This window comes from Pseudarthrobacter sp. R1 (assembly GCF_024494415.1).
Taxonomy (GTDB): domain Bacteria; phylum Actinomycetota; class Actinomycetes; order Actinomycetales; family Micrococcaceae; genus Arthrobacter.
The window spans coordinates 40,209-64,169 of the sequence record NZ_JAMKFI010000010.1; the positions used below are offsets into that span (position 1 = coordinate 40,209).

At 65.0% G+C, this 23,961-nt stretch carries 20 protein-coding genes; 8 read left to right on the forward strand and 12 right to left on the reverse strand.

The window, feature by feature from the left end; genetic code table 11:
* Positions 1 to 41 precede the first annotated feature (41 nt).
* Positions 42 to 545 (forward strand): 2'-5' RNA ligase family protein, encoded by a 504-nt coding sequence (locus M8J71_RS20480; RefSeq protein WP_256249666.1) that lies wholly within the window; start codon positions 42 to 44, stop codon positions 543 to 545.
* On the opposite strand, the gene hemW is transcribed toward M8J71_RS20480, so the two are convergent.
* Together hemW and lepA are read right to left on the reverse strand one after the other, a co-directional pair.
* Complete coding sequence (gene hemW, locus M8J71_RS20485) at positions 546 to 1,775, reverse strand: radical SAM family heme chaperone HemW (RefSeq protein ID WP_256249667.1); 1,230 nt, start codon at positions 1,773 to 1,775, stop codon at positions 546 to 548.
* Positions 1,776 to 1,811: 36 nt separating this feature from the next.
* Positions 1,812 to 3,665: a translation elongation factor 4 gene (gene lepA / locus M8J71_RS20490; RefSeq protein ID WP_256249668.1), complete on the reverse strand. Its 1,854-nt coding sequence runs from the start codon at positions 3,663 to 3,665 to the stop codon at positions 1,812 to 1,814.
* Positions 3,666 to 3,840: 175 nt separating this feature from the next.
* On the opposite strand from lepA, the gene M8J71_RS20495 reads away from it, so the two are divergent.
* Together M8J71_RS20495 and rpsT are read left to right on the forward strand one after the other, a co-directional pair.
* Entirely contained in the window at positions 3,841 to 4,377 is a 537-nt protein-coding gene (locus tag M8J71_RS20495; RefSeq protein WP_256249669.1) for a type II toxin-antitoxin system PemK/MazF family toxin, read from the forward strand.
* Between the two features lie 169 nt (positions 4,378 to 4,546).
* Positions 4,547 to 4,807 (forward strand): 30S ribosomal protein S20, encoded by a 261-nt coding sequence (rpsT, locus tag M8J71_RS20500; RefSeq protein WP_011692086.1) that lies wholly within the window; start codon positions 4,547 to 4,549, stop codon positions 4,805 to 4,807.
* A gap of 155 nt (positions 4,808 to 4,962) precedes the next feature.
* Here rpsT and holA read toward each other — a convergent pair whose 3' ends face one another.
* The 4 genes from holA to M8J71_RS20520 form a co-directional block, all read right to left on the reverse strand.
* Complete coding sequence (gene holA / locus M8J71_RS20505; RefSeq protein WP_256249670.1) at positions 4,963 to 5,979, reverse strand: DNA polymerase III subunit delta; 1,017 nt, start codon at positions 5,977 to 5,979, stop codon at positions 4,963 to 4,965.
* On the reverse strand, positions 5,979 to 7,988 hold the full coding sequence (locus M8J71_RS20510; protein WP_256249671.1) for a ComEC/Rec2 family competence protein: 2,010 nt from the start codon (positions 7,986 to 7,988) through the stop codon (positions 5,979 to 5,981). The genes holA and M8J71_RS20510 overlap by 1 nt, the downstream gene beginning before the upstream one ends.
* Before the next feature lie 111 nt (positions 7,989 to 8,099).
* Entirely contained in the window at positions 8,100 to 8,945 is an 846-nt protein-coding gene (locus M8J71_RS20515; protein WP_256249672.1) for a ComEA family DNA-binding protein, read from the reverse strand.
* 184 nt (positions 8,946 to 9,129) lie between these two features.
* Entirely contained in the window at positions 9,130 to 9,981 is an 852-nt protein-coding gene (locus M8J71_RS20520; RefSeq protein WP_256249673.1) for a phosphotransferase, read from the reverse strand.
* A gap of 243 nt (positions 9,982 to 10,224) precedes the next feature.
* Here M8J71_RS20520 and M8J71_RS20525 point away from each other — a divergent pair, with 243 nt between their 5' ends.
* The 4 genes from M8J71_RS20525 (at position 10,225) to M8J71_RS20540 (ending at position 13,880) form a co-directional block, all read left to right on the forward strand.
* Positions 10,225 to 11,652, forward strand: a complete 1,428-nt coding sequence (locus tag M8J71_RS20525; RefSeq protein ID WP_256249674.1) for an MFS transporter — start codon at positions 10,225 to 10,227, stop codon at positions 11,650 to 11,652.
* Positions 11,642 to 12,358 carry an aspartate/glutamate racemase family protein gene (locus M8J71_RS20530; RefSeq protein WP_256249675.1) on the forward strand — a complete coding sequence of 239 codons (717 nt, stop codon included), beginning with the start codon at positions 11,642 to 11,644 and terminating at the stop codon, positions 12,356 to 12,358. Before M8J71_RS20525 ends, M8J71_RS20530 begins: the two co-directional genes overlap by 11 nt.
* 554 nt (positions 12,359 to 12,912) lie before the next feature.
* On the forward strand, positions 12,913 to 13,431 hold the full coding sequence (locus M8J71_RS20535; RefSeq protein WP_256249676.1) for a hypothetical protein: 519 nt from the start codon (positions 12,913 to 12,915) through the stop codon (positions 13,429 to 13,431).
* Complete coding sequence (locus tag M8J71_RS20540) at positions 13,428 to 13,880, forward strand: hypothetical protein (RefSeq protein ID WP_256249677.1); 453 nt, start codon at positions 13,428 to 13,430, stop codon at positions 13,878 to 13,880. The genes M8J71_RS20535 and M8J71_RS20540 overlap by 4 nt, the downstream gene beginning before the upstream one ends.
* A 50-nt stretch (positions 13,881 to 13,930) precedes the next feature.
* On the opposite strand, the gene M8J71_RS20545 is transcribed toward M8J71_RS20540, so the two are convergent.
* The 5 genes from M8J71_RS20545 to leuS form a co-directional block, all read right to left on the reverse strand.
* Positions 13,931 to 14,503 (reverse strand): hypothetical protein, encoded by a 573-nt coding sequence (locus tag M8J71_RS20545; RefSeq protein ID WP_256249678.1) that lies wholly within the window; start codon positions 14,501 to 14,503, stop codon positions 13,931 to 13,933.
* Entirely contained in the window at positions 14,500 to 14,778 is a 279-nt protein-coding gene (locus M8J71_RS20550) for a hypothetical protein (protein WP_256249679.1), read from the reverse strand. Before M8J71_RS20550 ends, M8J71_RS20545 begins: the two co-directional genes overlap by 4 nt.
* 520 nt (positions 14,779 to 15,298) lie before the next feature.
* Complete coding sequence (locus M8J71_RS20555; RefSeq protein WP_256249680.1) at positions 15,299 to 15,904, reverse strand: class I SAM-dependent methyltransferase; 606 nt, start codon at positions 15,902 to 15,904, stop codon at positions 15,299 to 15,301.
* 81 nt (positions 15,905 to 15,985) lie between these two features.
* Complete coding sequence (locus tag M8J71_RS20560; protein ID WP_256249682.1) at positions 15,986 to 16,957, reverse strand: DegV family protein; 972 nt, start codon at positions 16,955 to 16,957, stop codon at positions 15,986 to 15,988.
* Between the two features lie 54 nt (positions 16,958 to 17,011).
* Positions 17,012 to 19,537, reverse strand: a complete 2,526-nt coding sequence (gene leuS / locus M8J71_RS20565; protein WP_256249683.1) for a leucine--tRNA ligase — start codon at positions 19,535 to 19,537, stop codon at positions 17,012 to 17,014.
* Positions 19,538 to 19,831: 294 nt separating this feature from the next.
* Here leuS and M8J71_RS20570 point away from each other — a divergent pair, with 294 nt between their 5' ends.
* On the forward strand, positions 19,832 to 22,207 hold the full coding sequence (locus tag M8J71_RS20570; protein WP_256249684.1) for a PEP/pyruvate-binding domain-containing protein: 2,376 nt from the start codon (positions 19,832 to 19,834) through the stop codon (positions 22,205 to 22,207).
* Positions 22,208 to 22,415: 208 nt separating this feature from the next.
* On the opposite strand, the gene glpK is transcribed toward M8J71_RS20570, so the two are convergent.
* Positions 22,416 to 23,930, reverse strand: coding sequence for a glycerol kinase GlpK (glpK, locus tag M8J71_RS20575; RefSeq protein WP_256249685.1), 1,515 nt, complete (start codon positions 23,928 to 23,930; stop codon positions 22,416 to 22,418).
* Positions 23,931 to 23,961 lie beyond the last annotated feature (31 nt).

Below are 23,961 nucleotides of genomic sequence, written 5' to 3' on the forward strand. Positions count from 1 at the left end.
CCCCCGCAAAACCGTCCGTCAGCGTCCGGCATGATGGGTGCATGCGCAGCGTCGAGTTGACCTTCGGGGAATCCAGCGATTCTTCCATCAGGACGGATTGGGCCCGCCTTCTTGAAGCCGGCCTGCCGAGCCTGGCCACGCATACCTCTCCGAGCAACAGGCCACACATCACCCTGGCGGCAGGCAACAGTTTGGACCTCGGGGCCGCTGCGCAGGATCTGTGGGGCGGCCTGCCGATCGACGTCCGGTTTTCCGGTCTGGTGGTTTTTCCTGCCGGTTCCGGCAAGTACGTGCTGGCGCGCCTGGTGGTGCCCTCGGCGGGTTTGCTGCAGATGCACGCGCGGCTGCATCAGCGATGCACGGGGGCTTTTGCCAATACCCTGCCCGATGCGTGGACACCGCACGTCACCCTCGCGCGCCGGATTCCAGGCCACCTGCTCGGAACCGCCATGGATGTCCTGGACGAACGGACGCAGGGAGAGTGCACCGCAGCCCGTCTCTGGGACAGCCCCACCCGGACCACCACCACCCTCGGCGGCGAATAATCAGGCTGGGAGTACGCGGCGGACCACCGCATCCGCCAGCAGCCTGCCCTTGAGGGTGAGGACCAGCCGTCCTCGGAAGGCTTGCGCAGGCTCCACCAGGCCGTCGGCAATCAGGCCTGCGACCTCGTGCCGGCCGTCAGCACCAAGGGAAGAAACCTCAAGACCGGACTGCAGGCGCGCTTCGAGCATCACCCGCTCCATGTTCCGGGTGTCCAGGTCCAGCGTCTCTCTGCCGGCAGCCGGCGAGAGGCCCTGCGCCAACCGGCCGGCATAGGCGGTGGGGTGTTTGACGTTCCACCAACGGACCCCGCCCACATGTGAATGCGCACCGGGCCCGATTCCCCACCAGTCATCGCCGCGCCAGTAGGCGAGGTTGTGGCGGCAGGCCTGTTCCGGCGTGCGGGCCCAGTTGCTGACCTCGTACCAGCCGAGGCCGGCTTCGGTGATCAGCTGGTCGGCGAGTTCATACTTGTCGGCGTGGTCGTCGTCGTCGATTCCAGGGACTTCACCACGGCGGATCTGTGCGGCGAGCTTGGTACCGTCCTCCACGATCAGCGCGTAAGCGCTGATGTGGTCAGGCTCATAGGACAAGGCGGTCTCCAGCGAGTGCCGCCAGTCTGCGAGGGACTCCCCCGGTGTCCCATAGATCAGGTCCAAGCTGACTGCGAGGCCGGCCTCGCGTGCCCACTGCACTACCTGCGGGACCCGGCTGGGGGTGTGCGTGCGGTCAAGTACCTTGAGCACATGCGGAACGGCGGACTGCATGCCGAAGGAGATCCGGGTGAACCCTGCATCCTTCAGGACGGCGAGGGATTCGGGCGTGACTGAATCCGGGTTCGCCTCCGTGGTGACTTCAGCCCCGTCTTCGATGCCCCACTGGTCGATGGCACGCCGGAGAATCAGGGCAAGATCGTCTGCTGGAAGCAGTGTGGGGGTGCCCCCGCCGAAAAACACGGTGCTCAGCCGGCGCGGGGGAAGGCCGGATGCCGTGAGCACCTTGGCCGCCATTGACACCTCTGACGCGGCCGTGCCGGCGTAGGCATCCTGGGAGGCGCCGCCGCCGAGCTCCGTGGCGGTGTACGTGTTGAAATCACAGTAGCCGCAGCGCACCGCACAAAACGGGATGTGGACGTACAGGCCAAACGCCCGGTCCGCCGAAGCGTCTACTGCCTGGGCGGGCAGCAGACCGTCCGACGGCGCCGGGTCGCCGAGGGGAAGGGTGCTAGGCATTGCAGGGGCCTCCGGTGTTGCCGGACGCTGTGTTCACTACTTCTTGGCCTTGTCCTTGGACTCGTCTGTGGTGAGGGCGGCAATGAACGCTTCCTGGGGAACCTCAACCCGGCCCACCATCTTCATGCGCTTCTTGCCTTCCTTCTGCTTTTCCAGCAGTTTGCGCTTACGCGAGATGTCACCGCCGTAGCACTTGGCCAGCACGTCCTTGCGGATGGCGCGGATGCTTTCGCGGGCGATGATCCGGGAGCCGATGGCTGCCTGGATGGGCACCTCGAACTGCTGGCGGGGAATGAGCTCCCGCAGCTTGGTGGTCATCATGACGCCGTAGGCGTAGGCCTTGTCGCGGTGCGTGATGGCGGAGAAGGCATCCACCTGCTCACCCTGGAGCATGATGTCCACCTTCACAAGGTCGGCCACCTGGTCGCCGTCGGCCTTCCAGTCCAGGGAACCGTAGCCGCGGGTCTTGGACTTGAGGATGTCGAAGAAGTCGAACACGATCTCGGCCAGCGGCAGTCGGTAGCGGATTTCCACCCGGTCCTCGGACAGGTAGTCCATGCCGCCCATAACGCCGCGCCGGCTCTGGCACAGCTCCATGATGGCGCCGACGAATTCGTTCGGGGCCAGGATGGTGGCCGACACCATCGGCTCGCGGACCTCGGAGATCTTGCCGGAGGGGTATTCGCTGGGGTTGGTCACGTGGACCACCTTCTTGTCCTCCAGCGTCACCTCGTATTCCACGTTGGGCGCCGTGGAGATCAGGTCCAGGTTGTATTCACGTTCCAGCCGCTCGCGGGTGATTTCCAGGTGGAGCAGTCCGAGGAAGCCAACGCGGAAGCCGAAGCCCAGCGCCGCGGAGGTCTCCGGCTCGTAGACCAAGGCGGCGTCGTTGAGCATCAGCTTCTCCAGGGCATCGCGGAGCACCGGGTAGTCCGTTCCGTCCAAGGGATACAGGCCGGAGAAGACCATCGGCTTGGCATCGGCGTAGCCGGGGAGCGAATCGGCGGCCGGCTTGGCGAGGTTGGTCACGGTGTCGCCCACCTTGGACAGGCGGACGTCCTTTACGCCGGTGATGAGGTAACCCACTTCGCCGACGCCCAGTCCCTTGGACGGGGTGGGCTCCGGGGAGCTCACTCCGATCTCGAGAAGTTCATGGGTGGCCCGGGTGGACATCATCTGGATGCGTTCGCGGGGGTGCAGCATGCCGTCCACCACGCGAACGTAGGTGACCACACCGCGGTAGGTGTCGTAGACGGAGTCAAAGATCATGGCACGGGCGGGGGCGTTTGCATCGCCTTCCGGGGCCGGAAGGTCGCGAACGATCTTGTCCAGCAGCGCCTCGACGCCCATGCCGGTCTTTCCCGAGACGCGGAGGACGTCCTCCGGGTCCCCGCCGATCAGGCTCGCCAGTTCCGCCGCGTACTTCTCGGGCTGGGCCGCCGGGAGGTCGATCTTGTTCAGGACCGGGATGATGGTGAGGTTGTTTTCCATCGCCAGGTACAGGTTGGCGAGGGTCTGGGCCTCAATGCCCTGCGCTGCGTCGACCAGGAGGATCGCTCCTTCGCAGGCTGCCAGCGAGCGGGAAACCTCATACGTGAAATCCACGTGGCCTGGAGTGTCGATCATGTTCAGCGCGTAACTGGTGCCGTCGAGTTCCCACGGCATACGGACGGCCTGGGACTTGATGGTGATGCCGCGCTCACGTTCGATGTCCATGCGGTCCAGATACTGGGCCTTCATATCGCGGGACTGAACGACGCCGGTGAACTGCAGCATGCGGTCAGCCAGGGTGGACTTGCCGTGGTCAATGTGCGCGATGATGCAGAAGTTCCGAATGATGGCCGGATCTGTCGCGGCGGGCACCGGGGCGGTGCGGGCCATGGGAGACACGCAGGGTCCTTACTGTTGGCATTCACGCGGTCGCCGCCAAGGCGCACGGAGGGCACCCTGCGGACACTCCGCACATCTGGAACTTCAAGTGTCCCACGTCCCGGCCCGTGGCACCGCATTGCGGGCCCCTTTGACGTTCCAGGCCTGCGACCCGGGCCGGAGTTAGGGTTGCCTGATGGCTATCAATCTCCGTTCGCTGGCAAACGCAGTCAAAGCAGGTCTCCGCGTACTGCAGACGGCGGGCCGGGGCGCCCCGGCCGGCAAAGCCGGTCCGGCCCGCATCGCACCCTCCCCTGCCACTCCCGGCAACGGCAATTACCCCGGCGACTTTGAAGGCGGGTTCACCATCAGTTACGCGCCGCGGCCGGACGGCGACCCGGATCCGGGCGAAGTGGTGTGGGCCTGGGTCCCCTACGAGGAGGACCACACGCGCGGCAAGGACCGCCCGGTCCTGCTGGTGGGCCGCACCGGCGGATACCTCCTCGGGCTGATGCTCACCAGCAAAGACCGGGTCCCCGACTCGGGAGCATCAACAGGATATGTGGACATCGGCGCCGGCGGCTGGGACCGCCAGGGCAGGCCCAGTGAAGCCCGGTTGGACCGCATTGTCCAGCTCCGGCCGGACAGCATCCGACGGGAAGGCGCCGTGCTGGAGCGAGCCCGCTTTGAAAAGGTGGCCGAAGGGCTCCGCCGGCGACACGGCTGGAGCTAAGTTCCCAAATGGCCAGTCCTGCGCCTGACCTGCTATTCTTTATAGCTGTGTGTCCGTGCAGGTCGACGGCCACTGATGGTTGGCCGCCATAGGTATCCCCACGCCGCTCAGTCAATGGCCAATCTGAAAGCCCTCTAGACCATTTCCGCATTAAAAAGAGAGTTCACACGTGGCGAATATCAAGTCCCAGAAGAAGCGCATCCTCACCAACGAGAAGGCACGCCTGCGCAACAACGCAGTCAAGTCCGAGCTGAAGACGGCCATCCGCGCCGTCAACACCGCCGTTGAGTCCACGGACAAGGATGCAGCTGCTGCTGCCCTGGTTGCTGCCAGCCGCAAGCTGGACAAGGCTGTCAGCAAGGGTGTTCTGCACAAGAACAACGCAGCAAACCGCAAGTCGGCGATCTCCAAGAAGGTCAACGCACTGTAAGGTTTCCAGTTCGCTTGAACTGATGGTTGTGGCCGGTACCGTTTTTGGTACCGGCCACACATCTTTAAGTTTCTGCGCTGTTCTAACTAACTACGCTCTCGTTTAACTAACTGCGCTCTCGCTTTTCCCGGCGCTTGGTGTGACGTGCTGCTGGCTTACCTGCCCTGGACGGACATGGCAATCACCGTGACGGCATGTTCAACCGCGTAGACGGGATCGCGGGAGAGGCCTTTGACCTGGGCGTCGGCTTCGGCGGTGGCCTGGATGGAGCGCACCAGGCCTTCCGGCGTCCAGCGCCGGACGTCCCGCTGGGCCTGTTCCACCAGCCAGGGCTGCATTCCGAGCTCGGCGGCTATCTGGGCCGAGGAACCCGAAGCGCCAGCCACGCGCGCCACGGTCCTTAACTTCGCTGCCAGAGCGGCCACCAGCGGGACGGGATCTGCCCCCGTGGCAAGGGCATGGCGGAGAGTGGACAGCGCCAGCGGCCCGTTTCCCGCCATGGCAGCATCGGCCACCTTAAACGCCGTAGCCTCGATCCGTCCGCCGTAGTAGCGGTCCACAATGTCAGTGGTCACCGTGGTGCCGGCATCCGCGATCAACTGGCTGCATGCTGCCGCCAGTTCCGAAAGGTTCGCTCCCACGGCGTTGACGAGTGCCTGCACGGCGTCCTGCTCGATCCTCCGCCCGGCGCCTTTGAACTCGGCGGTGACAAAAGCAACCTTGTCCGCGTCTTTTTTGAGGGGCTGGCAGTCCACCACCGGCCAGCCGGCCTTCTTGATCGCGTCGAGCAACTTCTTTCCCCGGACTCCCCCGCCATGCCGCAGCACCAGGACTGCGTCGGACTCCGGGTGGCCGAGGTACGCAAGCGCGTCGGACAGGAAGGCGTCGTTCATCGATTCGACAGCCTCCACTTCGATGAGCTTGCTTTCGCCGAAGAGGGAGGGGCTGACCTGCATGAGCAGGGTCCCGGCCTCGTAGGCTGCGGCGTTGATACGGCTGACTTCCACGTCCGGGGCGGCTGCGCGTACCTGTGCGCGGACCCGGTCCATGGCCCTGATGCCGAGGTACTCTTCGGGCCCGGTCACCAGGACCACTGCGGCGGGGGTTACGTCCCGCCAAGTGGGGCCGTTCGACGCCGGCGAACGGGTTGCACGTTTCTGCGCAGCGGCCATCAGGGCTTCCTTCCGGAAAGTTTTGTGGAGTATCCCAGCCTGCCACGTCCTGCGGCGCGGTCCAAGCCCGGGCCGCGCTTCGGCAGCACGCGGCGGGAAGGGAAGCACCGGGCAGGGAAGCGCGGGGCAGGCATGCGCCGCGGCTTGCGGCTGTAGCTCTCTAGCCTTCCGGCCGCATACCGTTCCAACACTTCGATCAGGGAAACGATGCGACTGTGCACGGCCATCACAAACCGGACGAGCCGGCGCGGGCGGACCGCGGCCCAGACGGTCAGGAACGTCAGCACGGACAGGAACACCATGGTCAGCAACCCGGGCACACCCTCGGGCCAGGGAAGGGCTGCGCCGGGAAGCTGCGAGGTGAATCGGGCCGTCCCTGCCACACCGGCGCTGAACGTGCCGGCCACCGCGATCAGGCCGGTGGCCACCCACGGAGCCAGGACCACCAGGGGCACAGCAGCCGTTCCCAGCAGGGTTACAGGCGCAACCAGTGGGGATGCTATGACGTTGGCCAGCAGGGAGTAGGTTGAAAACTGGGGCTGCAGCACAACAATCACCGGTCCGCAGAGCAGCTGCGCGGACAAGGGAACAGCCACAGCGGCCGCTGCCCAGCGCGGGACAAACGGAGGGGTCCATGACATCATGCGCTGACCCAGGATGATGATCCCCAGTGTTGCCAGGACCGACAGAAGGAACCCGAAACTTGATCCCAGCCCCGGGTCCACCAACAGGAGGCCGATAACGGCGAGGCACAGGAAGCTCAGGCCCCGCCCGGAGCGGCCGGCAGCCAGGGCCGCCACTGCCACGGCTCCCATCACGGCTGCCCGCAGCACGCTCGCATCGGGTCCGACGAGCAGGACGAACAGCCCAAGGCCTGCCACAGCAAGCGCGGCCGCCGGCAACCGGGATAGGCGGAACCTCCTGGCCAAGAGCAGCAAGGCGCCCAGGACAAGGCTACAGTTGGCACCGCTGACGGCTGTCAGATGGGTCATGCCAACGCTTTTCATGGCGGAATTCAGGCCCTCGTCCAAGGCACTGGTGTCCCCGGTAACCATTCCGGGAAGCAGGCCGCGCGGATCCGGGGCGAGGAATGAGGCGGCCGAAACAAAACGTTCCCGCAGTTCCTTTGCTGCTCCCTGCAGGATGGGAGGGGCAAAGGGCTGCCCTGGGCCGGAAGACGCTGTGAGGATGCCCGCTTCCTCCTTTCCGGGATCAGCGGGGCGCAGCTTTCCCGTTGCGCGAACCATCTCGCCGGGCACCACAGTGCCCCAGCCGCCACCGCCCATCACCACCAGTTGCGCCCGCGTCCGGAGCACAACACCGCCGGTACTGATGTCCCGGGTCCAGACAGGTACGGACCAGCGGGCGGGCGGGCCAGCCTGGTTGGGTGCAGTCAGGGCACGCGGGGTCCCGGCCACTTCAAGGACGGCTACCACCGATTTCCCGGCGGAGACGGCGGCCGCGAGGGGACCATCGTGGCGCTGGGTGGCGGCCACCGCCGAGTGGGCTGCCGCTGTCGCCGCCAAGAGGAGGGCAACGGCCATGGTGGTGAGGAAACTGCGCCGGGCCGGTTTTCCGTGCCCTCGCGGGGCTCTGCGCGAGGTTCGAGCTTTGAAGGTGCGGCGCAGCAGCAGCGCCGCCAGGACGAGCAGAGCGCAGCAGACGCCAGCCAGTGCCAACGGGGGCAGCCAGAGCCCGGCAACGGAGGCAGCCCAGACAAGCGCCGCCGGCAACGCGAGCCGGACGTCGGTGCGCCGGCGCGGGGTTCCGCTACTGTCGGCGTCTGCCTCCTGCCGGGCTTTCCTGTCGCTGTCCCGGACCCGCGCTGACTGCGCTGCGTAGAACTTTTGGAAGCTTCTCCTGGGCCCATGGGCAGAACGGAGCAACCTCCGTCGCAGGTTGGCCGGCGCGCCATTCCGGGCATCGTCACGGGTGCTGGTCCCTGCCGCCGACCGCGGCCGATCCGCTGCTCCTGCCTGCTGCGCATCGTGCCGGCCGAGCGCATGCACGCGGACCGCCGACTCTACATAGCGGCTCCAGGGGCTCGCCCGGGATTTCGATTGCCGGTTATCCATGACGCCGCCCGAGAGGAGTCGTCATCGTGGTGCATTTCCTTCGTCTCATATGGTCACCAGCGGCAGCAATGCTTCAAGCATCTTCGGGCCGACACCGTCAATGGCGTCAAGTTCCTCGACCGCCTTGAACGGGCCATGCTCCTTGCGCCAATCCACAATCCGCTGTGCCAGCACGGGGCCGACCTTCGGCAATTCATCCAGTTCCTCCACCCCGGCCGTATTCAGGTTGATCTTCGATCCTGCCGGTCCCCCGGCGTTCCCCTCCCCCGGATCACCGGCAGCAGGCGCTCCTGAATCCTCAGGGACGGCCGGCAACGCTTCGCCCTGACGCGGGACGAAGATCTTGTGCCCGTCCTCAACAACCAGCGCAAGGTTGAGGCGGTTCAGGTCGGCGCCGGGAGCCGCCCCGCCGGCGGCGGCAATGGCTTCGTGTACCCGGCTGCCGCCGGGCAGTTGGACGACTCCGGGCCCAAGCACTGAACCGGCAACATGAACCACCACTGTCCCTGCAGGGCCGCTTTCCTGCGGGTCGGACTCAGGACCCGCTCTGCTGCCGCCGCCGCTGTCCTCTACGGGGGCACCATCTTCGGCCGCCAGGGCGGTGGTTCCGGGGCTTACTCCGCTCAGTGGCAGGATCTCCGGCCGTCCGGAGGCCGCCTGCCACCAGAACCAGGCGCCGGCAGCGACTGCAAGGATGCCCAGGAGCACGCCGAGCCGGAAGCTGAGCCGCCAACGGATGGCGGGGCCGACGTCGAAGGACTCCGTGGCGGCAATTTCGTCACCGGGAAGGGTACGGCCAGGTTTTTCTTCGCCATCGGTTCCAGGGCCCCGGTACTCAAAAGAGGTCCCGCCGTCGTCCCCCAGCAAGAGCCCGCGGGAATTTTCACCCAAGGCAGCCTGCAATCGGGACCTGGCATGGCGCGCCTGTTCACCTGCTCCTCCAGCATTCCGGCGTGACATACCCCCACGCTAGGGACAGGCCGCACCCGGGCAACAGGGCCGCAACCGGCTATGTGGAAAGGACGTACAGGACTGCCAACCCTTCGGCGTCGCAACCTTCTGTATCAGGGGTGCTTCAGAAGTTTGCCAAGGCGTCACGCAGCATTCGGTGGCCCTGCTCCTCGAACTCATCGTCGCCAACCTGGTAAGCCCAGGCCGCGGTCGCGACCGCCTCGCGCAACAGCATGACGTTCCAGAGTTTGCTGTCTCTGCGATCTGAACCGTACCCCTTGAAAAATGCGGACTGCAGCTGAGGAGCCGTCCTCCATTGCTGTACTGCAAGGCGGCAGAAGTCGCTGGTGGCCGGCCTGTACCCGTAACGGCCAAAGTCGATGATCCTGAGCTCGGTCCCGTCCATGAGCCAGTTGCGTGGCTGCCAGTCACCGTGGGTCGGCACGATCACCACCGGTTCTGGCCGATAGGTGCCGAACACGGCCCTGGCTTTTTCGGCGGCAGTTTCTTCCATGCGGTGGGGTGTGTCCAGCCAGGCCAGCGCTTTCGCAGTCGCTGCAGCCTCATAGTCAGGGTCGGTACGTCGGGCTTGTTCGTGAAATATGCGCAATAGGTGGCCCGCTTGTAGATACGTCTCCATCTCGAATTCCGCCGCGGTTCCCTCCACAAGGGAGCCTTCCAGATATTCCGTTACCAGGATGTTCATCGAGCGGTCTGACCGTACGAGATTCGCTGCGTGGTTCTGCCGCGCCAACACGACGGCCGAAGACAGGTGCGCTTCTATCTCCCGCCCTATGTGGTGGTTGGAGGGCCCGGCCGCTTTCACAACGTATCTGCGCTGTCCGTGCCCCACTTCAAGTACCGCGGTATCTATGAGATTCCAGGAAAGATCATTCAGGAGACGAACGCCTGGCAACCAAACTTCCACGAGCTCGCCCTGGCGCCTGCTCAGCCGGTTCCGGTGCCAGGGTTCCATTCCAGCAGAGTAGCCGGTCAGCCGACGCCGGAGACGCCCGTAGTTTTTGGGTTGCGTCGAAGCGACGCCACGATGGCGCCGTGCCGGTCACAATTGGCTTCTTCGCCTGTTCATTGTTTCCCCTTGCGCCTCCATGTAACTTGACTCACACATTCCTTAATGCGGTAGCTATTATCCGCAATGTGGAAGAAGTCTCACGCCGTCATATGAGCGGCGGTCAATGAGCTCAAAGGAGAGCAAACCTTGGAAGAGAGAATTGCCGAGGCGGGGAGCACGAAGACGTCCCTCGCACAACAAATCGAAGGTGCCTACCAGCGGATCGGCGTGACAGGCGCACACCGACACATCGTTCTCATGATCCTGCTCGGCGTGTTTTTCGACGCGCTCGAACAGAACGCCGTCGGCATCACCGGTCCGGTGCTGCGCGAGTCGTGGGGGCTAGGGGCAGGCGACATTGGCTTCCTGAACACCATGACGTTCACCGCCACGGCCCTGGGACGCATAGCGACGGGGCTGATCATTGACAAGTATGGCCGCCGGAACATGCTGGTCATCAACTTGATCATCTTTGCCGGTGGCTCACTGCTGTGCGCCGTGGCACCGAACTACCCGGTCCTTGCCACCGGACGGTTCATCGTCGGTTTCGGCTTGGGCGGCGAAATCGCTGTCGCCGTAATCATGATGGCAGAGTTCTTCGCCGCCAAGCACCGTGGCACCGCCGTTGGCCTGATTAACGTCACCGCCGCAGGGCTGGGCAACATGCTGGCTCCCGCCTTCGGCATTTTAGTCTTCACCCTCTTTGACGGCCCGGACAAGTGGCGCTGGGTGTTTGGCCTGCTCTTCATACCCGCCATCCTCGTGATGTTCTTCCGCCGCTACGTACCCGAAACGCCGCGCTTCCTGGCCTCACAGGGACGGCTGGATGAAGCAAACCTGGTCATCACCCGTCTGGCCCGCGGCAAGCTCTCCGGCAAAATCGAGCATCCGGAAGTCTTTATCACCGCCGTCCCCGGCCCAGCCGTCACCGCATCCACGGGGCACTGGAAGGACGCCCTGCGGGGTCGGCTCCTGAAGCGGACAGTCCTGCTCGGCATCGCCGTCTGCATGTCCTACGCCGCACAAATCTCCATGCTGACCCTGATGCCCACCATCCTGGTCTCCCGCGGCTACGCCGTGAACACCAGCCTCTGGTTCACCCTCATCATGCAGTCGGGATCCCTGATCGGGGCCGCGACGGCCGCCTTCCTGGCCAGCCGCCTCCCCCGAAAGAAAGTCCTCACCGGGGCGGCGATCCTGGGTTGCCTAGCCGGGCTTTCTATGGCCTTCCTGGCAACCGACATCGCCATCATCGTCGCCTGCGGTGTGGTGTTCAACTTCTCGGTCATCATCCTGAACACCACCATTTGGCTGTTCGCCCCGGAACTGTACCCCACCCGGACCCGAGGGTTTGGCACGTCCATCATCCTGGCTGCGGGCTCCCTCTCTGGGGGCCTGTTTCCGCTGATCTCCGGTGTTATCTTCGACGCAGCAGGACTCACCGGAATGTTCACGACCCTCGCCGGCCTGTTCATCATCCTCGCCATTGTGGTCCAGTTCCCACCCGAGACATTCGGCAAGCCCCTTGAAGAGGACGCCACAGAGGAGGACCAAGGAGCAATCTATGGCCACTGAACCCAGCACAACGCCCAGGGGGCGTGTCCTCCTCGTGAACCCTAATAGCAGCAGCCGGACCACGGACCTGATGACCGGCATCGCAGCAGGACTCCTCGAGCCGCAATGGCTGCAAGTGGTGGGGCTGACGGCGGCCGAAGGCCCGGCCATGATCATCGATCCATTGTCGCTGCGGGACTCCGCCAGGCACGTGCAGACGGCCGTGCATAGTTACTTGGACGGCCCGGACGGATCCTCGGTGGTGGCGGTCATCGTCGCAGCCATCGGTGACCCTGGGCGCAGGGCCATGGCCAGCGCCCTCGACATCCCCGTGGTGGGCATCGGGCAAGGATCGATAGCCGCAGCGGTGGGCTCGGGACGGCGGTTTGGGATGGCCACGAGTACACCGTTCCTGGCCGGGTCCCTCACCTCGCTGGTTGAAGAGCACGGGCAGAGCCAATGGTTCACGGGAGTCCGACTCACACCCTCAAAGCCCTTGGTACTCGCCGCGGATCCGGAGCAGCAGTTCCAGGAGCTACTCGGGGCAGTTCTGGAGGCGAGACGGGACGACGGGGCCGAAGCGGTCATCATCGCCGGCGGCCCGCTCAGCGACACTGCGCAACGGCTGGCGGCAACAGGCATCGCGGAGATCATCCAGCCGGTGCCAAGCGCGTGCTCCATGGTTCTGCGCGTTCTTGCTGAACAGCACCTCGCCATATCCCCGTGATCGGCCGGAGGCAGGCCGTTAGCGTCGGCTAGTAAGACAAGGGGGCTGCAATCCCTTCACGGGAGTGCGGCCCCCTTGTCATGCTCCCGGCACCAAATGGCCTTACTCCGGCTGGTCTGGCAAGGAGGAGATGATGCTGCCACAACCTTGGAAGAACATCCGCCGGCCCAAGCCGCCGTCGGTCCAGATCCAAATGATCGAATAGTCTCCCGATGCGGCGTCCACGACACCTGTACCAGTGAGGCCGCCCTCGGCAAAGCTGACCCGATCCCCCGCAGCGAACCGGGGGTGCCGTACCCTGTTCCGGCGCGGCCTGGAGCGCGTGGGCTTGGCTACCACTGGAGGTCGCCTGGGACTGGGAGGTGATACGCGTTCATGAGCTTCCTTAGGTCGCGGGCCAGTTCTTCCAGCTCATTACGACCCTGCCCGCTGCTCCCAGGTCACGCACCAGGCGTGGTGAACCAACACTATCGGGCAGTGATGGCAGACTGCCCCGACCGCGCATATTCACGGAGTATGACCGGACCGCTTCTGGCGGGCCCTAGACTCGAGCCATGAAGACGGGTCGGGGGATCCTGGGAATCGCTGCGCTGATCGCGGCCACGCTGCCGGCCGCAGGGTGCAGTACGGCTTGTCCGGCCATTGGCTACGTCAGCGGCCTCGAAGTGATCGTTGAAGGTGACGTCGCGGCGGTCGATGAAGTCCAGCTGTGCACCGACGAGGGCTGCTCGGCACCAGGGCCGACGGCGGCCCCTGCCCCATCCGTTGCCGTCACCGATCACTGGGTACAGCTGCCAAACGGAGGCTTCTCTCCCGCACCCGGACCAAGTGTCCCGCCGCCGACCTACCCCGACACCCGTTACATCGGCAACAGGGCGGGAGATAACACCTGGAAGTTCACGTTCATTCTCGGCCCAGTACCAACCAATATCACCCTGCGTGCCCTAGCCGACGGCGGCTCGGTGGTGGCTGAGCAGGAGAACGACCTGGAATGGAGCAGGGAGGTCCCCTTCAACCCCTGCCCCGGGCCGATCAGCACTCCCCCGGTCGTCTTCATGGTAGGTGAACGATGACTACGGATACCGACGTCCTGCGCCGCTTTCGGCTCAGAACTGCCACCTTCTGCATGGTGATGCTGGTAGCTGCTTTGACGTCCTGTGCCGGGCAGGCAGACCCTCCCCTTGGTTCCACTCCGCCACCCGGACAGCCCGCACTGCCCATCGGGACAGTCGCGCCGCAGTACGGCGAACTCCCCATGGACCACATACCAGACCCCGCGTCGACCGTTCCCTGGCAGTTGGTCAGGGTAGACCGCCAGGAGAACCGGATATACCTCTCGGCGTCCAGCTCCGGCTGCAGTCACCCGAACACAGTCAGAGTCACCGAAACCGCCTCATCCATTCAGGTCACGGTCACCGGCACAGGCGGCGGTGATCCGTGCAGCATGCAGTACGTCACCCTGATCGGCTATGTCCAGCTCAGCTCCATAGGCGACCGGGAGATCACCGGTAACGCCAGCTGATGGAGCTGGATGAGAAGGAGAACGACCACGCGTGGACCAGCTCGAACCGTTCAAACCACCAGCGTTGTAACCCCGCAGGTCAGCCGTAGCTCCCCGCTGGCAGTATCCAGCCTGCAATTCTGGTCCTTCACCCGCGGCCAACCGGAAATTTCCGGGGCGCTGCGGACCCATTTGTAGTGGTGCTCGTCGTGCTCACTGTAGATATCGACGCTGTCACCGTAGAAACCATCCTGGGTGACGAGAACAGACTGCCCGTCCGCGGCGGTAATCTTCACGGTGTCTCCGATACCAAAGGCGCCCAGGCAAGCGAAGAGGAATATCAGGCCGAAGTACGGCACGGCAGCTGCAACTGCTACCGCAGTTGTCCAGCCAACAATGCGCCGTGGAATTTTGCGCGCTATGCGGCCTACCAGCGCCGGGAGCAGGAGCAGAAGACCTGTGGCACCAGCCAGGAGCGCCGCAATCCGGAACCAAGAGGAGATCCAGTCCGCGGGGATGCGGATGTAGAGCAGCAGGTCGTCCCGTGCAGCGGCACGATATGCCTCATAGATGGCGTGATCTGCCCAGGCAGCCGGAACAGCAAGAGTCAGCAGGGCTACACCCCAGATCTCGCGGCGTTTCATGCTTCCTTCTTCGCCCGGGCATCCCTCACCACCATCGACACCATCGTGAAAATGACTTCCAGGAGTATCATTCCGAGCCAGGTCAGGATGGCAATGATTGCGAACATGAACCCGAATATTCCGGCTGAAAAAAGCATCACCGCGGCCATGACAGGAAGCCCACCAAAGAGGATCCAGCGGGTGTAGCGGGTTGCAGGGCTGCCGGCGATGGCCAGGCCCGCGTGGCCAAGCCAGAGAACCAGGGTGACCGCGGGTATAAGTAGGAAAACGCTCATCGCACGCCCCCCATGGTTCGCTCATCCAGTGCAGTGGCTGCCCTGCGTCCCCCAACGTCATTGGTCCAGCCTACCGTCGCCCGAGACCGCCCTGACCCGTCCCGCGGCTGGTCCTATCCAGCCGCCACGCGCTATATCTCGAAGCTCTCTGAGTTCTCCAAGTAGGCGGCGCAATGCGTCCGTTTATTGGGCTGGACCAAAAGGTCAGCTAACGTCGCCTGCATGCGTATGCATGACGACGAGGTAGACATTGACGAGGACCTCGCTCGTCGCCTGATACTTGACCAATTTCCGCGATGGCGCCATGCGCCCGTCCGACAGATCAAGACGAACGGCGGGCATTGCTCCGCAACGAATTGGGGTGTGAGGACCTTGAGTGGTGGCCTGGGGCCGCGTGGGCTTTTCAGCAGGCGATGGGCCTGGTTTGGTACTACCGGGACACGAATCCAGTCATGAGTGCGCTGGGGCGGATCACCTTGGGACGTATTCTCGGTAGCTCAAAAGTATGGCTCCTCTAGCCTTAGGCGTTGCGGGCAATAGCGGCAACAGCTGCGTGCGGTCGGCTGCCGTGGTCCTGGCGCGTTTCAATGTCCAGGACCTCGAACCCGGCATCCTGCAACAGCTCGCTCGTCCAGTGGACAGACCAGCAGTAAGCCTTGGTAATTGCATGGTCCAACAGCTCGTTCGCCCCGCCCTCGAAAAAGCCAACGAGCAGGTGCCCCCGCGGCCTGAGAACGCGACGGAACTCCACGAGAACCTGGGGCAGCTCTGACGGTGCCAGATGAATCAGTGAATACCATGCGAGCACGCCACCAACACTGCCGTCAGCCAGGTCGAGGGCACGGACCGAGGAGACCCGGAAGGATGCCTCGGGGAACCGGCTACGGGCGCTCTCTATGAATTCGGGGACGAGGTCAACGCCGGAGATGTTGACACCCCGCTTGTGTAGAAAGTCCGTCCAATGCCCTGGCCCGCATCCCGCGTCGAGCACGGGCCCGCTAATTTGCTTGGCCCATCGCTCAATGCGTATGCGATCCAGTTCATGGGTGTCTTCGATAGAACCTAAAACACTGGCGTACTCTGCTGCGCGTGCAGAGTAGGCGTTGAGAACCCGGTCGTCAGTCACTGAATGAGTCTAGGAGGGGCAGCCCTGACAAGCCTCCGACCCGCAACCACAGGCGATGCCGATCAGGACCATTGCCGGGTCTCAGTCCGCCACAAGGTCGCTGCCCACAATCACGGCAAGGACCCCGAGCCCCGCATGCGCGGCCAGAACCGCGGGCAAGGAACTGATCTGGGCAGGGGGACACTGCGGCAAGGCAGCAGCCAGTCGTTCGGCGAGGCGTTCCGCTTCCCCAGGGCTGCCGAAATGGTGGACGGCGAGCCGTACCCCTGCGGCAGTGCGGGCAGAAGCGTCCGCGGCCACGAGTTCCTCCAGCCGGGCAACGGCCCGGACCGCGGACCGAACCTTTTCCAGCGGTACGATCTTTCCGCCGTCGACGCCAAGAATGGGCTTGATCGCCAGCATGGTGCCCCACAGGGAAGCAGCCGTTCCAATCCGTCCCCCACGGCGAAGCTGCTCGAGGCTTGGAACGTAGAAATAGACCTTGGTCCGTGCTGCCTGACCGGCCGCGGCGGCCGCCACTGCCCCGGAATCGGCGCCCTCCCCGGCAACGCGCACGGCTTCCTGGACGGCCATCCCGAGGGCCATGCCCACCGTTCCCGAATCGACGACTTCCACCGGAATGCCTACCCTGCCGGCTGCAAGCCGCGCCGCATCGGCAGTCCCCGACAGGCCACCCGAGATGTGCACGGAAACTACCGCTTCATAGCCCGTGCGCTGCGCCGCGAGGTAAGCCTGTTCGAACTGTCCTGGCGAGGGCCGGGACGTTTTCACGGACGTCCCGCTGGCCAGGGCCAACGCGATGGCCTCCGAGATGTCGTCGTCGCCCTCGCCGTAAATCTCATCCCCCACCATCACGGGCATGGGAATGACGGTCAGCCGGCCGCCGCCGCTCAATCCGGCAATCCAGTCAGCCGGCAGCGCGGCGGCGGAGTCGGTCACCACAGCAACACGTACGACGGCGCCCGCTTCCGGTGCAGGGCCTCCCTGCTTTCGCAGGCGGTTCAGAAGGCGCGCCCGGACCCAAGGCCAGGCAGCGGCGTCGCGGTGTGGCAAGGGAGCCTCCTGGGTCACAGCAGGCCGCCGGGGTTTCCGGCGGCCTGGTCCGGCTTACGCCGGGACGATGTTGACCAGTTTAGGGGCGCGGACGATGACGGTGCGGATGCCCCGCCCGTCAAGGGCGCGCTGGACGTTGTCCGAGGCCAGCGCCAGTTCGCGCAACTGGTCCTCCGAGACGTCGGGCGAAACCTCCAGCCTGTCCCGCACCTTGCCCTGCACCTGCACCACGGCGGTGACGGTGTCCTGCACCAACAGTGACTCGTCGTGGGCCGGCCAGCCGGCATTGGCCACCGAGGCCGGGTGGCCAAGGACGCTCCACATGTCCTCCGCCGTGTAGGGGGCGAACAGGCTCAGGATCACTGCAACGGCTTCGGCCGCCTCCCGAACTGCCGGATCTGCTCCCCCGGCACCGGAGTCGATGGCCTTGCGGGTGGCGTTAACCAGCTCCATCAGCTTGGCCACGACGACGTTGAACTTGTTGGCGTCCAGCAGTTCGGCAGCGTCTGCAATGGTCCGGTGCGTGATCGAGCGGAGGGCCCGGTCGCCCGACGCGAAGTCAATGCCGGGTTCGCTGGCGACGTCCTGGGCCAGGCGCCAGGCGCGGGCCAGGAACTTCGCCGAACCGGACGGCGAGACGTCTGCCCAGTCGACGTCGTCCTCCGGCGGGGAGGCGAAGATCATGGTGAGGCGGACGGCGTCAACGCCGTACTTGTCCAGCTGTTCACCCAGGTCCACGCCGTTGCCCAGCGACTTGCTCATGGCCTTGCCGCCGTTGAGGACCTGCCCCTGGTTCAGCAGCGCACTGAAGGGTTCGGTGGCTTCGATCAATCCGAGATCGTTGATCACCTTGGTGAAGAACCGGGCGTACAGCAGGTGCAGGATGGCGTGCTCCACGCCGCCCACGTACTGGCCTACAGGCATCCAATCGTTGATTTTCTCCGGATCGAAGGGACCGTCCGTGTACTGCGGTGACACAAAGCGCAGGAAGTACCAGGACGAATCCACGAACGTGTCCATGGTGTCGGTGTCCCGCTTGGCCGGGCCTTGGCAGGAAGGGCAGTCGACGTTAACCCACGCTTCGGCTGCCGCCAAGGGCGAGGTGCCCTTCGGCGACAGGTCCTCACCGCGGAGGTCGGAGGGCAGCGTGACGGGCAGCTGCTCATCGGGCACGGGGACTTCTCCGCAGGACGGGCAGTGGATGATGGGGATGGGGGTGCCCCAGAACCGCTGGCGGCTGAGCAGCCAATCACGCAGCCGGAAGTTGACGAACTTCTCACCTGTGCCCTGGCGTTCCAGGATGGCGATCGCGGCCGGGATGGCCTCTGCCTTGGGCAGCCCGTCCAGGGCGCCGGAGTTGATCAGCGTGCCCTCTCCCGCGGTGGCGGTGCCGGAGACTGCGGGGTCTTCCTCGCCGGTATCCAGGACCGCCCGCACCGGGAGGTCAAACTTGCGGGCGAAGTCGAGGTCGCGCTGGTCGTGGGCCGGCACGGCCATGATGGCGCCGGTACCGTAATCGGCGAGGACGTAGTCCGCGGCCCAGACAGGAAGCTTCTCCCCGTTCAGCGGGTTCACGGCATAGCGGCCGGTGAAGACACCCGTCTTTTCGCGCTCGGTGGATTGCCGTTCGATTTCCGTGAGCGCCTTGACCTGCTCGCGGTAGTCTTCCAGGGCAGCAGCGTGTTCATCGGTGACGAGCTCCACGGCCAGCGGAGCGTCTGCGGCCACTACGAAGAATGTTGCACCGTACAGGGTGTCCGGGCGGGTGGTGAAGACCGTGACCTCTTTGGCGGGCTTGCCGCCGTCGGCCTCGATGACAAAGTTGACGTGCGCACCCTCGGACCGGCCGATCCAGTTCTTCTGCATCGCCAGGACACGCTCGGGCCAGTGGCCGCGCAGCTGTTCCATGTCATCCAGCAGACGGTCCGCGTAGTCCGTGATCTTGAAATACCACTGGTTGAGCGACTTCTTGGTGACAGTGGTGCCGCAGCGTTCGCAGGCGCCGTTGACAACCTGCTCGTTGGCCAGCACGGTCTGGTCCTTGGGGCACCAATTAACCGGAGAATCCTTCCGGTACGCCAGGCCGCGCTCGTAGAAGCGCTTGAACAGCCACTGGGTCCAGCGGTAGTACTCCGGGTCAGAGGTGTGCAGCCGGCGGGACCAGTCAGCGGAAATGGCGTAGCGCTTGAAGGACGCGGCCTGGGTTTCGATGTTGGCGTAGGTCCACTCGCTGGGGTGGGCGTTGCGCTTGATCGCGGCGTTCTCGGCGGGCAGGCCGAAAGAGTCCCAGCCGATCGGGTGCAGCACATCGAAGCCCTGCTGGCGGAGGTAGCGGGCCACAACGTCACCCATGGCAAACGCTTCGGCGTGCCCCATGTGCAGGTCGCCGGACGGGTACGGGAACATGTCAAGCACGTAGCGCCGCTCGCGGGACCCGTCATCGACAGGGGTGAAAACCTTGAGGTCTTCCCACACCTGCGGCCACTTGGCCTCCATGGCGGCAAAGCTGTACGTGCCCTCCTCGGGCACCTCCGCCGACACTGTTGCTGTTCCGGTCTCTGTCTCCGGCTGAACGCCCACTGCTGCCCTCTTCTGTTCTGTTACGGCATCTGTGCTGCCATAACGGCCTGATCCTGCTGCTGGCGGCCCGGAAACTGCCCCGGACACACAAAAGCCCCTCGCCATGGAGGGGCTGCCGCTCGGTTATCCGTCGTTTCGGATGCCGGGCGGCTAACTAAGCAGAAGGATCGCACGCATGAAACCACTTTAGCGCACGAAGCGGCCGGGCTGGTGTCGTGCCAACCTGTGCCGCCGCCGGTCCGCGTCACTAGACTTGAGCCGGGCAACCCGGCTACTTACCCGGCAGGTGACTCCTTGGGCATTGACGCGAGTGACATGGGCGATGACGCCGGTGCCGCAGTCAGCCCCAATCCCCCTCGCAGCGGCCCTTTCCTGCCGCTTGGCGGACACCTCACCCGGGCGGAGGCCGGCGGCAAGGCCGCGGCATTGTCGGACCTGAAATCCGCGGGTTTTCCCGTACCTTCCGGCTTCGTCGTCCCGCGCGCTGCCTTGGACGCACTTTTGGCTGAGGGGCAGGATACCTGGGACCGCCAATTGCAAAATGCGGCCCGGGCAGCCGGTCCCGGCCCCTATGCCGTCCGCTCCTCGGCGGCTGCCGAGGACCTGCCAGGCGCCTCCTATGCAGGGATGTATGAGAGTTATTTGGACGTGCCGGTCGAGGACCTCCCCTCGGCCGTCATCCGCTGTTTCGAATCGGCTCAAGCCGGCCGTGTCCGGACTTACCAGGAATGGCTGCCGCCGGCTGCCGCCCCGCCCGGCGGACCAAACGCCGATCCGGCCGCTGGTGACGAGGAACCCACCGGCGCCGGGCAGATGGCCGTCCTCGTCCAGCAGATGGTGGACGCCGCGGCCGCCGGCGTCGCCTTCACCGCACATCCCTTGACCGGCGCCCGGGACGAGACGGTGATCTCCGCTGTTAAAGGGCTCGGGGAAAACCTGGTGGGAGGTTCGGAACGCGGCGAAGAGTGGCTGGCGCGCGGCGGCTCAGTCGTCCCGCAGCATGGTGCCGGCGCTGTCCTCACAAAGAAAAGCGCGACGGCGGTTGCCGCCATGGCGGAGAACGTCGCACGGCATTTCGGCTGCCCCCAGGACGTGGAGTGGGTGGTGGACCGCTCCGGCCGCGTCCAGATTGTGCAGGCACGTCCGATGACAGCGGTTCCGGAGCCGGTGGTGTGGGTGGCGCCGGGAAAGGGCGCCTGGCTGCGGAACTTCCGGCTCGGAGAATGGCTGCCGGAACCGGTCACCCCGCTCTTTATGGACTGGATTGTTCCCTGCCTCGACTCCGCCTACAACGATGCCGTCTTCCGCTCGACCGGCCTTCGGGTTCCGATGGGCAATGCCACCGTCAACGGCTGGTATTACGTGGCCCCGCCGACACCCCGAGCACTCCCCCATCTGCTTTTCAGCGGCACGCCGAGCTCGCTGCCCTACTTCTTCAATTCCGTGGTCCGGCCGATGATCGATCCCGCTGGCGCAGACCATGCCGTCCTGCGGGATCTTGAGCTTGAGTGGCGCACCCAGCACCTGCCGGCATACCGCAGCCTCGTTGACAGCTACCGCGGCGTTCCGCTGCCGGCAACCCTGGCCGGGCTGACGGATCTCATTGAACAGCTGGCACGGGCCGCCGGAGGATATCTGTGGTTCTTCGCTGCCACAGGCGGGGCGGCCTGGAAGATGGAGATGGTGCTGGCCAGGTTCTGGCGCAGGCACCTTGCCACCGAATTTGCCTCCCGGCAGGAACAGGGACTGTACGACGGCGACGGCTACCAGGTGCTGCTCGGCGGCCTGTCCCCGGCCTTGCCGCCGAGGGTTCCGCACGCAGTCTACAGCCTCGACTGGTATCACCCGACGGCGACCGAGGAACCAGGCCCGGCTGAAGAGCCTGGCCCGGGTGCTCCCGTCGGCAGCAGTTCCCGGGGATCCGCTGCTGCGGCTGCCCGGCGGCGGATAACCGAAGAGGCGTGCCGCTCGATACTCAAGGACTCGCGCCTGCTGCGCCGGTTCGACCGTTTACTCGCTGTTGCCCAACACTATGCGCTGCTCCGGGAGGAACAGGTGCGGGATTTCACCCTCGGTTGGCCGTTGCTGCGCCGTTGTGCTGCAGGGATTGGGACGCAACTGGAACAGGCAAACGTCATCAGCAACAGGGACGACGTGTATTTCCTGACCTGGCAGGACCTGCGGCTCGACGCCCCGCCCCAGCAGGACACCGTGGCGGTACGCCGCGAGGACTGGCTCCGGCAACGGAAACTGGCCGCCCCGCTGATGCTGGGCAAGCTCCCGATGCTCGGCAACACGTTTGACCGGATGGCTAACACGGCACGAAGCACCGGTAACGTACCCAAAGGCGCCTTGGTTGGCCATCCAGCAAGCCCAGGCCGGGCCCGCGGCCGCATCCGCATCGTCGAAGGCCCCGAGGACTTTTCCACGTTCCAACCAGGCGAGGTGCTCGTGGCCAAGGCCACCGCACCGGCCTGGACTCCCCTCTTCGCCGACGCGGCCGCCGTCGTAACAGACGGCGGAAACCTGGCAGCCCACGCCTCCCTGATAGCCCGCGAATACGGCATCCCAGCAGTAGTAGGAACAGGCACCGCCACCCGGGACCTCTTCACCGGCCAACGTGTAACCGTAGACGGCAACACAGGAACTGTAGAACTCCACGAGGAGTAAGCGGTGGCCCACCACCGCGAGGATGGCGGCCCCACGAGGAGGTATGGTGCCCACCGCGACAAGCAAGGGAGGCGGCCCCCCGCCATGGTGTGGTGGGCACCCGTCGGGGCCCACTGCTGCGAGGGCCCCGACACGAGCTTGCGAGTGTTGGGAGCAGCAGGGGGCGGGCGGGCGGGGAGCCCCGGCCCTTTTTTGTGGCTCGTGAGAGTTACCGCACGTCCTCGTCCACCCAATCCATGGACTTCGTCACGGCCTTCTTCCACAGCCGCATCTGCCGGTCCTGCTCGGCGTGGTCCATCTGGGGTTCCCAGCGCTTGTCTTCGGACCAGTTGGATGACAGTTCGCCGAGGTCCTTCCAGAAGTCGACTGCGAGGCCGGCGGCGTAGGCGGCACCTAGGGCGGTGGTCTCCACCACCTTGGGCCGGATGACGGGAACGCCAAGGATGTCTGCCTGGAATTGCATCAGCGCGTCATTGGCCACCATGCCGCCGTCGACCTTCAACTCGGAGAGCGGTACGCCGGAGTCCGCGTTCACGGCGTCGAGCACCTCGCGGGTCTGGAACGCTGTGGCTTCCAGTGCTGCCCGTGCGATGTGGCTCTTGTTGACGAAGCGGGTGAGGCCCACGATGGCGCCGCGGGCATCGGAACGCCAGTATGGCGCGAAGAGCCCGGAAAACGCCGGAACGATGTACACCCCGCCGTTGTCCTTCACCGAAGCAGCGAGGGTTTCCACTTCCGGTGCACTGCTGATCATGCCCAGGTTGTCCCGCAACCATTGGATCAGGGAGCCGGTGACCGCGATGGAGCCTTCAAGGGCGTAATGGGGTGCCGCGCCGCCAAGCTTGTAGCCGACCGTGGTCAGCAGGCCGTTCTTGGAGTGCACGATTTCCTCGCCGGTGTTGAAAATCAGGAAGCAGCCCGTCCCGTAGGTGTTCTTGGCTTCACCGGTCTGGAACGCCGCCTGGCCGAACGTGGCTGCCTGCTGGTCGCCGAGGATGCCGGCCACGGGAACCTCGCGGAGAAGCTGCGAGGTGTGGACGGTGCCGTATACCTCCGAGGAGGACTTGATCTCCGGCATCATGGACCGCGGAACGCCGAAGACGCCCAGGATTTCCTCGTCCCACTGGAGTGTCTCCAGATCCATGAACAGCGTGCGTGAGGCATTGGTGACGTCGGTGACGTGGACCCCGCCGTCCACCCCGCCGGTGAGGTTCCACAGGACCCAGGCGTCGGTGTTGCCGAACACCAGGTCTCCGGCTTCGGCCCGCTGGCGTGCGCCGTCCACATTGTCCAGGATCCACTTGATCTTGGTGCCCGAGAAGTATGTGGCCAGCGGAAGGCCCACCTTCTGCTTGAAGCGGTCCGGTCCTCCGTCCCTGGCCAGTTCGTTCACGATGTCCTGCGTGCGCGTGTCCTGCCAGACGATGGCGTTGTAGACGGCTTCACCCGTTGTTTTGTCCCACACCACGGCGGTTTCGCGCTGGTTGGTGATGCCGACGGCGGCAATATCGTGCCGCGTCAGGTTCGCCTTCGACAGTGCTGAGGCTATGACCTCACGGGTGTTGTTCCAGATCTCGGCAGGGTTGTGCTCCACCCAGCCGGCTTTCGGGAAGATCTGTTCGTGTTCCATCTGACCGGAGGAGACGATGCTGCCGCTGTGGTCGAAGATGATGGCCCTGGTGCTGGTGGTTCCCTGGTCGATGGCGATTACGTACTGGTTCACGATGACGTCCTTGTCTTGAGGTGAGATTGTG

What these genes read in the sequence shown, in the direction of transcription:
- M8J71_RS20480 (WP_256249666.1), top strand. Translation starts at nt 42, where the DNA reads ATGCGCAGCGTCGAGTTGACCTTCGGGGAATCCAGCGATTCTTCCATC.
- hemW (WP_256249667.1), bottom strand. Translation starts at nt 1,775, where the DNA reads ATGCCTAGCACCCTTCCCCTCGGCGACCCGGCGCCGTCGGACGGTCTG.
- M8J71_RS20495 (WP_256249669.1), top strand. Translation starts at nt 3,841, where the DNA reads ATGGCTATCAATCTCCGTTCGCTGGCAAACGCAGTCAAAGCAGGTCTC.
- holA (WP_256249670.1), bottom strand. Translation starts at nt 5,979, where the DNA reads ATGGCCGCTGCGCAGAAACGTGCAACCCGTTCGCCGGCGTCGAACGGC.
- M8J71_RS20520 (WP_256249673.1), bottom strand. Translation starts at nt 9,981, where the DNA reads ATGGAACCCTGGCACCGGAACCGGCTGAGCAGGCGCCAGGGCGAGCTC.
- M8J71_RS20530 (WP_256249675.1), top strand. Translation starts at nt 11,642, where the DNA reads ATGGCCACTGAACCCAGCACAACGCCCAGGGGGCGTGTCCTCCTCGTG.
- M8J71_RS20535 (WP_256249676.1), top strand. Translation starts at nt 12,913, where the DNA reads ATGAAGACGGGTCGGGGGATCCTGGGAATCGCTGCGCTGATCGCGGCC.
- M8J71_RS20540 (WP_256249677.1), top strand. Translation starts at nt 13,428, where the DNA reads ATGACTACGGATACCGACGTCCTGCGCCGCTTTCGGCTCAGAACTGCC.
- M8J71_RS20545 (WP_256249678.1), bottom strand. Translation starts at nt 14,503, where the DNA reads ATGAAACGCCGCGAGATCTGGGGTGTAGCCCTGCTGACTCTTGCTGTT.
- M8J71_RS20550 (WP_256249679.1), bottom strand. Translation starts at nt 14,778, where the DNA reads ATGAGCGTTTTCCTACTTATACCCGCGGTCACCCTGGTTCTCTGGCTT.